We start from the raw sequence: 13723 nt of genomic DNA, 5'->3' as shown, positions 1-13723 counted from the left end.
CAAAAGTCGTGTCCTCAGAAACGCGAATACTGTCCATTAAGGATGTAAACCGATATATCCGTATGAAATTGGAAGGGGACGCCATGCTGCAGGATGTATGGCTGCGCGGCGAAATATCGAACTTCACGCACCATTCCAGCGGTCATATGTATTTCACGTTGAAGGATGCAGATAGCCGCATTCGAACGATTATGTTTGCCTCCCATAATCAGAAGCTTGCTTTTCGTCCTAAGGAAGGGACTCGAGTGATTGCGCGCGGATATGTAACGGTATACGAACGGGACGGTCAATACCAGTTCTACGCGCAGCACATGCAGCCCGACGGCATCGGAAGTTTGTACATGGCATATGAGCAGCTTAAGGAACGGCTGCAAGTGGAAGGATTGTTCGAAGAGGAACGGAAGCGTGCGCTACCGCGATTCCCCAAGGCGATTGGTGTCATTACGTCACCTACGGGTGCGGCAGTCCGCGATATTATGATTACGCTGAAGCGAAGACAGCCCGGAATGTCTGTGCTGCTCTATCCCGTTCTTGTGCAGGGGACCCAAGCAGCCGCATCGATCGCTGCGGCGATTGAAGCGATGAATCGCCATCAAGAGGCGGACGTGCTTATCATTGGCCGCGGGGGCGGCTCACTGGAAGAACTGTGGGCTTTTAACGAAGAGATCGTGGCGCGTGCCATAGCCGGGTCTTCCATTCCGGTCATTTCGGCAGTGGGACACGAGACAGACTTTACGATTGCGGACTTTGTGGCCGATCTGCGCGCGCCGACACCGACGGCTGCTGCGGAGCTTGCCGTCATCCATCATGAGGAGCTGAGCAAGCATCTGCTCCATATGCAGCAGCGGCTGCAGCACGGGATGAACCGTCTGCTGAACCGCAATCAAGAGCGGTTGATGCGCGCACAGCAATCCTCCATGTTGAGAAGACCGGAGCAGTTGACCTTGAAGCAGGCAGATCGCTTGGAACGACTGACCGAACAACTGCACTATCGGTCCGTGCTGCACATCGGCAAAGCGGAAGAACGCTGGAAGGAACTGCGCGGCCGTCTGCGTGAGCAGACCCCAGTCCATCAGATTCGCACGGCTCGGCAGCGGCTGACGAATGCTGAGCGGCAGTTGCAAGGTACGATGGCGGCTCAGATGAGACAGCATCAGATGGTGCTTGGCGGCCATATGCGCCAGCTTGACGCGCTTAGCCCGCTCAAGATCATGTCACGCGGCTACAGCCTCGTGTACGACGAACAGGAATCCAAAATTATACGTACCATTGCAGACGTTCAGCTTGGAGACGTGGTCAATGTGAAATTAAGCGACGGCCAATTGAATTGTCAAGTATGGTCTATGAAAGGAGAGCGTGAATAACTCCCATGGCAAAGAGCGAAGTCGAAATAATGGAAGAACTGAATTTCGAAGCGGCGATAGAAAAACTGGAACTGATTGTCTCGCAGTTAGAGGGTGGTGACGCTCCCCTTGAGCAAGCCATCGATCTATTTCAAGAAGGAATGCGCTTATCCAAGTTCTGCTCCGAGAAGCTTCAGCAAGTGGAGCGCAAGATCGAAATGCTGACTGAACAGAACGGCGAATTGAAACGACAGCCGTTCAGCCCTGAAGAAGAGGGTGGTGTCATTGATTAATCCTCATCCCGCCGGATCGTTCACCTCTTACTTGAAAGATCGAGTGACTAGGCTGGAACAATTGCTTCCGGCCATGCTGCCTTCCAACTGGTATGTGCCCGATCCGTTGAGACAAGCAATGCACTATTCACTAATGGCGGGTGGAAAGCGCCTTCGGCCTGTGTGCGTATTGCTGGCTTGCGAAAGCTTGAATGGAAGAGATGTGGCTGCAGAGCCCGTTGCCTGCGCCGTCGAGATGATTCACACCTATTCGCTCGTTCATGATGACTTGCCTGCGTTGGACAATGACGATTACCGGCGCGGCAAACCGACGAACCATAAAGTATATGGCGAAGCTATGGCCATCTTGGCAGGTGATGGATTGCTAACGCACGCGTTCCATACGATCGTGCAGAGCTCCCGCCAATTCGGTGTTCCTGCAGATGTGGCGCTCGCTATCGTGGAAGAATTGGCGGAATATGCCGGCATGAGAGGCATGGTCGGTGGACAAGCAGCCGATATGCTGGGCGAACAAGGGATTACGACGATCGAACAGCTGGAATACATTCACTTGCACAAGACAGGTGATCTAATCGTATTCTCTCTGCGCGCCGGGGGGCGGATTGCCGGAGCAAATGAAGCGCAGCTTCAAGCGTTGACGATATATGGAACAAAGCTCGGCTTAGCGTTCCAAATTCAAGACGATATATTGGATGTCGTCGGAGATGAAGCGATGCTCGGAAAAGCGAAAGGAAGCGATGAGAAGAGTGGCAAAGTGACCTATCCTTACTTTATCGGTCTTGAAGCTTCACAGCAAGAAGTGGAACGGTTGACGCGGGAAGCGAAGCAGGCGATAAGTGATGCAGGCTTCCCTGTACCGGAACGTTTGTTCGAATTGGCTGACTATTTAATGAAGAGAAACCATTAAATGGCGCGTAAAACGATAAAAAATGTGATATAATAGGGCTTACGTAGAGTGGTGCAGTATTCTAGTCGGCCTCCCAACATTGAAGGCGGGCCTAAAAATTCGCCAAAGGGCACATCGATGAAGTTCCTGGTGTTGGCTTTCGACGCCCAGTCGGGGGCTGATGCTGGGAGTTAAGGTTGTGGGGCGATCCACAATGGCATGTGGGCGTTGACCCCGCTTCCGCGGAGGCCCAAGTGCGTGGTACGACGCCCTCGCGCGTCGCATTACGGCTTGGGGTATGAACCTACATTGCGAGTCGCACATATCATTTCCTCTTACTTAATGAAATGGTACTGTACGAACCCGGCTTGTTTGTAGCGTAGCCTGCCTTGAGTGAATCTGCAGGGATAGCGGATGTGTAGAACTGATGTCCTTCGGCCAAAGGCCATCATTTCGGATGCCGTTTGAAATCTGGTTTGCAAAAGAGGCTAAGGGTTGGTTCAGGGCTGCTCGAGGAAAACTCCTAGACTGTTCACGTGCGTGAGACTTCTTGGGGATTATAGTGTGGACTAAGTGGTAATTCAGTCTGACGATCGGCAACGACGTCAAGACGACCGTAAAGGGAAACTGCCTGTTCGGCGACGAATAGGTGGTCGTCTGGGAAAACCTACTGGACCTAAGCCACAGCGTTTACTTAAGAAGTTACCACTCCCAATATATTTATTACATCAGTTAATTCGTTATTTATAAAATGTAACCTCTTAAAGGATGGAACGACTAATATAATGAAATTCTCATTTAAACATTCCGTTAGATGGAGCGTCTTGATTTTCTTCATCACGTTTGCGCTTGCTGCCGTCTTCTCCGTCACATCGACCGCGATGCTGGAAGGAGTGGGCTGGAGCATTGGCATGGTGATCGTGCTCTTGCTCGTGCTTATCGGAGTGTTTTTTGATATGATGGGCTTAGCTGCAGCGGCAGCGAATGAAACGCCGTTCCACGCCATGGCATCAGAGAAGGTCCATGGTGCCAAGCAGGCGATTTCTATCGTGCGCAACGCAGACCGGTTCTCTAATTTCTGCAATGACGTCATTGGTGATATTACGGGGGTTATTAGCGGAGCGGCAACAGCCATCGTCGTAACGAATCTGCTGTATGCAATGGATGCGGACACGGCGCTGTTGAAGACGGTTACGAGCGTTGTCTTCACTGGTCTCGTTTCAGCGTTGACAGTGGGAGGCAAAGCATTGGGGAAATCATTTGCCATTTATTATGCAACACCAATTGTGCTGATTATTGGCAAATGCTTTTATGTTTTAGAAACGAAACTAAAAATTTCGCTCTTCACTAAGAAACGCAGCAAATCGAAACAACGAAAGCGAGGGAAATCCCGTGCTGCTCGAACAGATTAACCAACCTAGCGATTTAAAGCGAATGACTAAAGAACAGTTAGTTCCATTGGCGGAGGAAATTCGTCAATTTCTGATCGAAAAATTATCTGCAACAGGCGGACATTTGGCTCCTAACTTGGGTGTTGTCGAGCTGACGCTTGTCCTGCATTATTTATATGACAGTCCCAAGGATAAAATGATATTCGACGTCGGTCATCAGGCTTATGTACATAAGATTTTGACTGGGCGCAAGGAGCGGTTTGATACACTGCGCCAATACAAAGGATTGTGCGGCTTCGTCAAACGTGCGGAGAGCGAGCACGATGTGTGGGAAGCAGGCCATAGCAGCACTTCCTTGTCAGCGGCGATGGGGATGGCATTGTCACGCGATTTCAAAGGAGAAGACAGCAAAGTGGTTGCCGTCATTGGAGATGGCGCGCTCACTGGCGGGATGGCTCTGGAAGCGCTCAACCATATAGGGCATGAACAGAAGAAATTAATGGTCGTCTTGAATGATAATGAAATGTCGATTGCGCCGAACGTTGGAGCTCTACATAATTACTTGAGCAAAATACGCTCTGACCGCAATTACAAAAAAGCGAAAGAAGAAGTGGAACAGCTTCTAAAGAAGATTCCAGCCATCGGAGGCAAGCTGGCCAAGACAGCGGAACGGATGAAGGACAGCCTCAAGTATCTCGTCGTTTCCGGTATGCTGTTCGAAGAATTCGGCTTGAAGTATTTCGGACCGGTCGACGGTCACGATGTAGATAAGCTGATTGACATTTTCCAGCAAGCGGAGCGCGTGGATGGTCCGGTGCTCGTCCATGTCTTGACAACCAAAGGCAAGGGATATTCTCCTGCGGAAGCCGATTCGCACAAGTGGCACGGCATCTCGCCCTACAAGATTGAATCCGGTCAACCGTTGAAGGCGGTCGGCAATCCGATGTATACGGAAGTGTTCTCGAACACCTTAATCGAACTGGCGCAGCAGGACGAGCGAATCGTCGCGGTAACGCCGGCGATGCCGGGCGGTTCGGGGTTGCTGAAGTTCGCTGAGACGTTTCCGGGCCGTATGATCGATGTCGGCATAGCGGAACAGCATGCGGCCACCATGTGCGCAGCGCTTGCAATGGAAGGGATGAAGCCGGTGTTCGCCGTCTATTCGACTTTCCTGCAGCGGGCGTACGACCAAGTCGTACATGACATTTGCCGTCAGCATGCCAACGTCGTATTCGCCATCGACCGCGCTGGATTTGTCGGGCCGGACGGCGAAACGCATCATGGTGTGTTCGATATTACATTCTTGCGTCATATCCCGAACATGGTGCTGATGATGCCGAAGGACGAGAACGAGCTGCGCCACATGCTCAAGACAGCGGTGGATTATGAAGCCGGGCCTATTGCAGTGCGTTACCCGCGCATCAACGGTGTTGGTGTGAAGCTGGATGAAGTGCTGACTCCCATACCGATCGGATCATGGGAAATCGTTCGCCAGGGCGATCATGCAGTTGTACTTGCCATCGGACCGATGGTGCAAGTGGCGGAAGAAGCGGCGGAGCAATTGCGGCGCGAAGGAATACAATTGCGTATCATTAATGCCCGTTTCATCAAGCCGCTGGATGAAGCAATGTTGATTCAGCTAGCCAAGGAACAAATCCCTCTTCTTGTCATGGAAGAAGGAGCCATAGCCGGTGGATTAGCGAGCGCGGTGATGGAATTTTATGCGGAGAATAATCTATTCGGAGTTAAAATCAAGCCGATAGGTGTTCCGGATTGCTTCGTCGAGCACGGAAGCATTAAAGAACAACGCCTGGAGGTTGGCTTGACGGCTGAACGTCTAGCGAAGGAAGTTCATACGATGTTGTTCGCACATGGGAACAATGTGATGACCCGGGCTTGACGGCGTGACGCCGTTACAGAGAGTGAAGTCAGACAGGAGCAAAGCATGTCTATACCTAAAGAACGGATTGATGTCCTGCTTGTTGAGCAGGGCTACTATGATAGTCGTGAAAAAGCAAAAAAGTCTATTATGGCTGGATTAGTCTATGCAAATGAAGAACGAATCGAGAAAGCGGGCATGAAGGTTCCGCGCGATGTCTCCATTAAGGTAAAAGGCGCGCTTCATCCTTATGTCAGCCGTGGCGGATTGAAGCTAGAGAAGGCGATACGCCACTTCGACCTGTCCTTGGACAGCAGTGTTATGCTGGACATCGGAGCATCAACGGGAGGTTTTACGGATTGCGCTCTTCAAAATGGAGCGAGCCAAGTGTACGCCATCGATGTCGGTTACAATCAATTGGATTGGTCCTTACGGAATGACGAACGGGTTCATGTCATGGAACGGACCAATTTCCGCTATATGGAGCCAGAGCATCTCGAAGGTCCGCAACCGGACACGGCGACGATTGACGTGTCCTTTATCTCGCTTAAGTTAATTCTTCCGCCTTTGAAGCGGCTTCTTGCTGCCGGAGGACGTGTCATTGCTCTTATCAAGCCTCAGTTCGAGGCGGGACGGGATAAGGTTGGCAAATCGGGCGTCGTACGTGATCCGAGCACGCATGAGCAAGTGCTGCGAGACGTTCTGGATTTTGCGGCTTCCATCGGGTTTCATTTAGAAGGGTTGACTTACTCTCCAATTACCGGTGGTGAGGGCAATATTGAATTTTTAGCTTATTGGACTGTGCCTGAGCAGGCGAATGAACCGGAACCGCAAATATCCCGCGACGGGATTGCTGCTGTCGTCAAGGAAGCTAATTCCACATTTCGCACTTCATAAGGTATCCAGATAGGCTAAGCAGCAAAAGAAACTCATCCGGGACAGGCATCCGACGGATGAGTTTCTTTTGCTCTTCGATTCGCTGAATTACAGTAAGTTGCATATATCCTAATCCTAACCTGAGGTGAATGACCATATGGGCGATCTATGGGTGATGGGCATAATCGGAATTGGATTATTGCTTTGGATTGGTTTTGGACTGCGCCATTATGTGCGTACGTCTGAACCGCTGGAGGATGTAATATTAAGTGACCGGTTCCCGCAAGACGAAGAAGTCATTGCTTTAATTGAAAGCAGCGGCTATGAAATCATTGGCGGTAAATTTTTCGTTCCGCTGCATTTTTGTCTCGATGGGGAAAATTTGGAGCCGACGCGACTTTGGGGGGATATGGTCGTCAAACGGGACGAACAATGGTATATTGTTCGTATCGCACGAGAACGGATGCAATTGGATTGGAGTGCGAGCGGGTTGCGCAAGCTATGGTCACCTTATTTTGCGGCTTATCCGGATTGCGCCGGGTTGCTTATTGTAGATTTATTGGAACGACGAGTACGTCTGTTGCGTATGGATTTTGGAGAAGCGCAATCTTGATAAGCAGTTTTTATATTGATTTTCAATGGATATCTACACACATGATTGATCTAATGGAGGGCATGCATGAAAGGACAACGACATATTAAAATCAGAGAAATCGTTATGAATAATGACATCGAGACGCAGGATGAACTGGTGGACGCGCTGCGCCAAGCCGGATTCCATGTTACGCAAGCGACCGTGTCTCGAGATATGAAAGAACTGCACCTTATCAAAGTTCCAATGGATAATGGACGATATAAATATTCACTGCCAATCGATCAGCGCTTCAATCCGGCACAGAAATTGAAGCGTGCATTGTTGGATAACTTCGTCAGCGTCGATAGTGCCGAGAATCTGGTTGTCATGAAGTGCCTGCCAGGTACGGCGAATGCGATTGCTGTGCTGATGGACTCCATCGAATGGCCTGAAATTATGGGGACGGTGTGTGGTGATGATACGATACTAATCATTTGCCGAACGAAGCAGCTCAGTCAGGCCGTCGTAGACCAGATTATGAGCCATATTTCATAACTTGCGTTCGGGAGGGGTGCTCCATGTTAGTAGCTATATCCATTCGTAATTTGGCAGTTGTCGAATCGGTGCAACTGCACTTTCATCGTGGATTCCATGTTCTTACAGGGGAAACGGGAGCAGGTAAATCCATCATTATTGATGCACTAGGGCTTATCGGCGGAGCACGTGGATCGGCTGACTTCGTTCGCTACGGTTGTGATCGGGCTGAGGTCGAAGCTTCATTTGATTTGCCGGGAGATCACCCGGTCTGGGATGCGCTATTGCGTTTAGGCATCCAAGCCGATCGTGACGAATTGCTCATTATCCGCCGGGAATTGACGGCGCAAGGAAAGAGCTTATGCCGGATGAACGGCCAGATGGTCAACTTGACGATGCTGCGCGAGGTTGGAGAATTGCTCATTAATATACATGGACAGCACGAACATCAATCACTGCTTAAGGTAGAGCGTCATCTGGGATGGTTAGACGCTTACGGCGGTGAGGAGTTAGCTTCCATCAAGACACGATACCGTGAAGACTTCGGGTGCTTCATGGCGCTTCAGCATGAATTGAATCAACTGAAGGAGACAAGCCAACAAGCGTACCAGATGCTTGATTTGTATCGCTTCCAGATTGAAGAACTTAACAATGCCCAACTAAAAATTGGCGAAGATGAATGTTTATCGGAAGAAAAGCGCAAACTAGCCAATGCAGAGAAGCTGATGGATCATGTGAACAATGCCTATGAACGATTATATGCACAGGGAGCTATGGATTCAGTCAGTGTTGCACTATCGAAGCTTGAGGATGTATTGGTGTATGATACGGTGAAATTCCAGCCTATGGTAGAACAGCTTCAGTCTGCCTATTACCAACTGGAGGATGCAGCGTATCAGCTCAGGGACTACCGTGAAAATATAGAGTTCAATCCAGTTCGTCTCGAACAAATTGAGGAGCGTCTTGATCAGCTTACCTCATTAAAACGCAAGTATGGATCAACCGTTGAAGACATGCTCCAATATTTACAGCGGATTGAAGCCGAAGCGGATAAGATTGAACATAAGGATGAACGTATCGCTGCTCTAGAGAAGGAAGCGCAAGAACGACTCGTCAAGCTGGCGCGCAAAGCGGAGGCGTTAACCAATACAAGACGCCAATTGGCTAATGAATTGACGACTCGCATTGAAGCAGAGCTGCAGCACCTTCATATGGAACGAACACGGCTAGATGTCCGGCTTGATCGGCTGCAAGGCGAACAGGGCTTTGATGTGAACGGCGTGTCGGTTCGCTTTACGAAGAACGGTTGGGACGATGCGGAGTTTCTTATTTCCCCTAACCCTGGTGAACCGCTTCGCCCCCTCCATAAGATTGCGTCTGGGGGAGAATTGTCCCGCATTATGCTGGCTATGAAGACCATATTTGCTCAGGTGGATCGGATTCCGGTGCTCGTGTTCGATGAAGTGGACACGGGAGTAAGCGGTCGTGCCGCACAAGCGATAGCTGAGAAGCTTGCATGGGTGTCCAGCAGTGGTCAAGTGTTCGCTATTACGCATCTGCCACAGGTGGCTTGTATGGCCGATCATCAATATTATATCGAGAAGCAGGTGCGGGATGAGCGCACTTCAACGCAAGTAACGGAATTAGACGAAACAGGTCGCATTGCCGAATTGGCCCGTATGCTCGGTGGAGTGGAAGTGACGGAAAGAACTTTGCATCATGCACAAGAAATGCTGAAGTTGGCTGAACGTCAAAAAGGTGCGTAAATAAAGGGATTGAGGAATCATTTTCACTTATAAAACGTAGGGGTCAAGGATACCTTATAGTTACGAAACGGCACGTCCTTTTCGTCAAGCTTCCGCCAACAAAGGAGTGTGACACCTTTGAACCCCAACGTTAAACGTCTGCTCGGTCTGATGCTAGTCATTATCGTTTGTTTATGCTGTACAACGGCTCCATTTCGCACTTTTGCGGCATTGCCGAGCGAGCTTCGATTATTTGAAGGAGAGCAAAAAGAACTTCATCTCGTTATGCCTGTACACGCTCAAGCTACGGTGGACCGACCGGATATTTTGCGTGTTAATGGCGAGAATCGCCCTTCCTTCAACTTATCGCTGCAGCAGCCGATTTCTCTACAATCGTCCCAATCAGGGCAGGCCGAACTTAAGCTGAAGCTATTCGGAGGCATTCCGTTAAAGACGCTTAAGGTGAATGTCGTACCTAACCTGCGCGTTATTCCAGGTGGACAGACGATTGGCGTTAAAGTCAAATCAGCGGGCATCCTTGTTGTAGGTCACCATCTTGTCCATGTAAGTCCGGATAACAAAATCTCTCCTGGAGAAGCGGCGGGAGTCCGATTAGGTGATCTCATTATGAGTATGAACGGGATTCGACTAAATGATGTAAGCAAAGTGGCGGATGTTGTAAGGCAGGCTGGAGAAAGCAAGAAGCCGCTTGAGCTTGTTATTCGCCGCGGAGAAGCGGAAGTGAAGACAAAGCTTACGCCAGCATATGATACAGAGGATAAGACGTGGAGACTCGGATTGTACATTCGTGACTCTGCGGCAGGTGTAGGAACGCTTACTTTCTATGCACCGGATCAAGGTGTGTATGGAGCATTAGGTCACGTAATTACTGATATGGATACGCAGTCGCCCATTGTCGTCGGTCAAGGTGAGATTGTTCAATCCAACGTAACCTCGATATCTAAAAGTCAAAATGGTGAACCCGGTGAGAAAAGAGCCCATTTTCTGAAAGAAAGTCGTGTATTAGGCAATATTGAACGAAATACTCCGTTCGGAATATTCGGGAAAATGACGGCTACTCCGGATCACAGTGTATTTAAAGAGCCAATCCCGGTAGCATTTAGCGAAGAAGTGCAAGAAGGACCTGCGGAAATGCTGACCGTAGTTAACGGCCAACAGGTCGAGCGCTTCAAGATCGAAATTGCGCATGTGACGAAGCAGTCTACACCTGCAACCAAAGGAATGGTCATACGGATAACTGATCCGCGACTGTTACAGAGGACCGGCGGAATTGTGCAAGGAATGAGCGGCAGTCCGATTATTCAGAATGGCAAATTAATCGGCGCCGTTACCCATGTTTTTGTCAATGACCCAAGTTCGGGGTATGGATGCTTTATCGAATGGATGCTGCAGGATGCAGGTGTCGTATTATCGTCACCGCAGACGTGGGGGCTACAGGGGAAGGTACACGCGCAGCGTGCGCCTTCTCCTTTTTTACCAAGCAAATCGACATCAATGTCGAACCTTTACGAATCAGTGCGAATGGTGTAGAAATTTACAATAAATATTTCATTATAATGGATCTTTTCGAAAAAATAAAGAAAAAAAGTTTTCGACAGAAGGAATTTCATTCTTGATGTCGAATAACATGATCTGGAAAGGATTTAACACTCATTGCATTGGTGCCGATATGCGAAACTTTGACAAGGGAGGATTAAAAGTTGCAAAAGATCGAAATACTGTTAGCGGACGACAACCGAGAATTCACTAATTTGTTAGCTGATTTCTTATCAGAACAAGACGACATGGTCGTCACTGGGGTCGCCTATAATGGCGAAGAGGTACTCCAATTCCTGGAGCAGACGAGAGCGGTGCCGGATGTGCTCATTCTCGATATTATTATGCCGCATTTAGACGGCTTAGGTGTGTTAGAACGTTTGCGAAGCTTGAACTTGTCCCCGCAACCTAAGATCATTATGCTCACCGCATTTGGGCAGGAGAGCATTACGCAACGCGCGGTCCAACTTGGCGCCTCGTATTACATATTGAAGCCATTCGATATGGATATACTGGCCAATCGCATTCGGCAGTTAGCTGGCGTATCGTCAAACAGCGCTTTATCGGGTGGTTCCAGCGCCAGCAGCTTGATGACTTCATCGTCCAAATCCAATGTTGTACAGCTTGGCAAGACGAAGAATTTGGATGCGAATATCACTTCGATTATTCATGAAATCGGTGTCCCGGCACATATTAAAGGATATCAGTATTTACGCGAAGCGATTACGATGGTATATAACAACATTGAAATTTTGGGTTCCATTACGAAGACATTATATCCTGCGATTGCGGAAAAATACAAAACGACACCAAGCCGCGTTGAACGTGCTATCCGCCATGCGATTGAAGTCGCTTGGACGCGCGGCAACATCGACAGCATCAGCCGTCTGTTCGGCTATACGATTAATATTAGCAAGTCGAAACCAACCAACAGCGAGTTCATCGCGATGGTTGCCGACAAGCTGCGCATTGAGCATAAGGTGAGCTAACGCATAGAGCCGTAAGGGTTTGCGGAGAGTTAACGCGAGTTACAAAATACCGATAAACTATTTTCCACTCACTCGATAAATTAACGTTATTTATTGGGGTTTGTGTTTATTGCGCAGACGGGAGATGGAATCGTTGAAATTGTCGGAACTAGAGTTTTATCTTAAGGATTTTTTAGCGTTTTGTCAGCAAAAGAACCTTTCAAAGAAGACGTTATCCTCGTACGAACAATCATTAAAGCTTTTCGTTGTGTATTTGAAAAAAGAACAAGGCATCGATACGTTGGCGGATGTGAAAACAGGACACATTCGCCAATATATTTCCTATGTTCAGGAAAGAGGCAAATACACGGTTGTAAGCTGCGAAGATACCACGAAAATTAACTTTCCCCATAATCGAACAGACTACAAGAAGAAAGTCTCTACGGTTACTATCAACAACTATACCCGCAACATCAAAGTGTTTTTTAATTGGTTGAAGAAAGAAGGCGAACTGCGACATACGGACTCACCGTTATTGTTCTTGACCACTCGCGGTACTAAAATCGGAATTCCATCGTTTGAGAAGCAGCTAAAGGACGCGGGTAAGCGCATCGGTCGTCTTGATGTACATTCGCATCAATAAAGAAATAACTTTGCGCGACAGTATTTATTAATTGGCGGCGATTTTTATACATTGTCCCGCATACTAGGTCACAGCTCTGTGAAGGTAACGGAAGAGGCGTATATGGATTTGACGCGTGAAGAGATTGCCGCCAAATATAGCAATCACAGTCCATTAGGAAACTGGCGCCTAAAATGAATTAAGCGCAAGCCCTGCCGGTAATGGTGGGGCTACTTCTTTGTTACGGAAAATTATAACGGTACGATACGGTAAAAAACTCCGGTACGCAACGGTAATTCTTGCCGGTAAATAAGACTTACTAATAAGATTTAAAAACATAGCACATCGGAATAGAAAAGCACTATTCCTCGCGCACAGGAGTATTACACAATCCTTCCTCGCGAAGAAAGAGATGCGCGGACAAGGTTTAGTAATAATATGTCACCGAGCGCTTTAGCGCGAAGAGTCGGACGTTAGTCCGATATCTGCCCACCTCACATTACCGTCAGTCTTCATAGACTCGCGTAAATGTACTCGACATCACCCGAAACCCCTGCATTTTTCCGTAATCTCATCGGTATATCAGCCGTTTAAATCCGCTCTCATACCATAACGTTTACCCTCTCCACAAATGTCCGCAAACCTCCGTGATTCCTGCGCCATTCTCTCATGATGTGCTGTGAACAGGACGTATCAATAGAAAAATATTTCGCTTAACCCATTGATACGTATTAATATACGTGTTATAATAGATGCATAAGGAGGCGAGGAGATGCCGAGCTACTCTTCGAGGGAAATATTAAAGCTTATCGAAGCTGACGGGTGGTTCTTGGTGAATACGGTCGGCAGTCATCATCAATTCAAACACCCCACCAAGAAAGGAAGAGTAACAGTGCCTCACCCGAAAAAAGACTTACCTCGAAAGACTATGGACAATATCATGAAGCAGGCGGGGCTTAAATAGCCCTAAACCTGTGAATATTAATATATTAATTAATATATGAGCATTTTGCAGTAATCTAAGCCCTTGCTACACAAGGACTTTCAGCAATAAA

At 48.5% G+C, this 13723-nt stretch carries 13 protein-coding genes; all 13 read left to right on the top strand.

Annotation, left to right across the window (positions count from 1 at the left end):
• Positions 1–8 precede the first annotated feature (8 nt).
• Complete coding sequence (xseA, locus tag LQV63_RS28055; protein WP_325175929.1) at positions 9–1364, top strand: exodeoxyribonuclease VII large subunit; 1356 nt, start codon at positions 9–11, stop codon at positions 1362–1364.
• A gap of 29 nt (positions 1365–1393) precedes the next feature.
• Entirely contained in the window at positions 1394–1636 is a 243-nt protein-coding gene (gene xseB, locus LQV63_RS28050; protein ID WP_407672978.1) for an exodeoxyribonuclease VII small subunit, read from the top strand.
• A gap of 43 nt (positions 1637–1679) precedes the next feature.
• Entirely contained in the window at positions 1680–2543 is an 864-nt protein-coding gene (locus LQV63_RS28045) for a polyprenyl synthetase family protein (protein ID WP_407672979.1), read from the top strand.
• A gap of 764 nt (positions 2544–3307) precedes the next feature.
• Positions 3308–3934 (top strand): hypothetical protein, encoded by a 627-nt coding sequence (locus LQV63_RS28040; RefSeq protein WP_233699183.1) that lies wholly within the window; start codon positions 3308–3310, stop codon positions 3932–3934.
• Entirely contained in the window at positions 3915–5813 is a 1899-nt protein-coding gene (gene dxs / locus LQV63_RS28035; protein WP_233699182.1) for a 1-deoxy-D-xylulose-5-phosphate synthase, read from the top strand. Before LQV63_RS28040 ends, dxs begins: the two co-directional genes overlap by 20 nt.
• 45 nt (positions 5814–5858) lie before the next feature.
• Positions 5859–6689, top strand: a complete 831-nt coding sequence (locus LQV63_RS28030; protein ID WP_019422909.1) for a TlyA family RNA methyltransferase — start codon at positions 5859–5861, stop codon at positions 6687–6689.
• 136 nt (positions 6690–6825) lie between these two features.
• The gene (locus tag LQV63_RS28025) at positions 6826–7281 is read left to right on the top strand and encodes a hypothetical protein (RefSeq protein ID WP_019422908.1); all 456 of its coding nucleotides are present in this window, start codon (positions 6826–6828) and stop codon (positions 7279–7281) included.
• 66 nt (positions 7282–7347) lie between these two features.
• Positions 7348–7797 carry a transcriptional regulator AhrC/ArgR gene (ahrC, locus tag LQV63_RS28020; RefSeq protein WP_019422907.1) on the top strand — a complete coding sequence of 150 codons (450 nt, stop codon included), beginning with the start codon at positions 7348–7350 and terminating at the stop codon, positions 7795–7797.
• Positions 7798–7820: 23 nt separating this feature from the next.
• Positions 7821–9542, top strand: a complete 1722-nt coding sequence (gene recN / locus LQV63_RS28015) for a DNA repair protein RecN (RefSeq protein ID WP_233699181.1) — start codon at positions 7821–7823, stop codon at positions 9540–9542.
• A 117-nt stretch (positions 9543–9659) separates the two neighbouring features.
• The gene (gene spoIVB, locus LQV63_RS28010) at positions 9660–11072 is read left to right on the top strand and encodes a SpoIVB peptidase (protein ID WP_233699180.1); all 1413 of its coding nucleotides are present in this window, start codon (positions 9660–9662) and stop codon (positions 11070–11072) included.
• 170 nt (positions 11073–11242) lie between these two features.
• Entirely contained in the window at positions 11243–12067 is an 825-nt protein-coding gene (gene spo0A / locus LQV63_RS28005; protein ID WP_019422904.1) for a sporulation transcription factor Spo0A, read from the top strand.
• Positions 12068–12200: 133 nt separating this feature from the next.
• A complete protein-coding gene (locus LQV63_RS28000) occupies positions 12201–12689 on the top strand; it encodes a site-specific integrase (protein WP_407672977.1) in 489 nt (162 codons plus the stop codon).
• Between the two features lie 751 nt (positions 12690–13440).
• Positions 13441–13632 (top strand): type II toxin-antitoxin system HicA family toxin, encoded by a 192-nt coding sequence (locus LQV63_RS27995; RefSeq protein ID WP_233699179.1) that lies wholly within the window; start codon positions 13441–13443, stop codon positions 13630–13632.
• Positions 13633–13723: the final 91 nt, after the last annotated feature.

Origin of the sequence: Paenibacillus profundus (assembly GCF_021369635.1) — a bacterium.
Lineage (GTDB): Bacteria > Bacillota > Bacilli > Paenibacillales > Paenibacillaceae > Paenibacillus_B > Paenibacillus_B profundus.
Note: the sequence above shows the minus strand (reverse complement) of the source record. Positions and strands in the feature narration are given on the sequence as shown.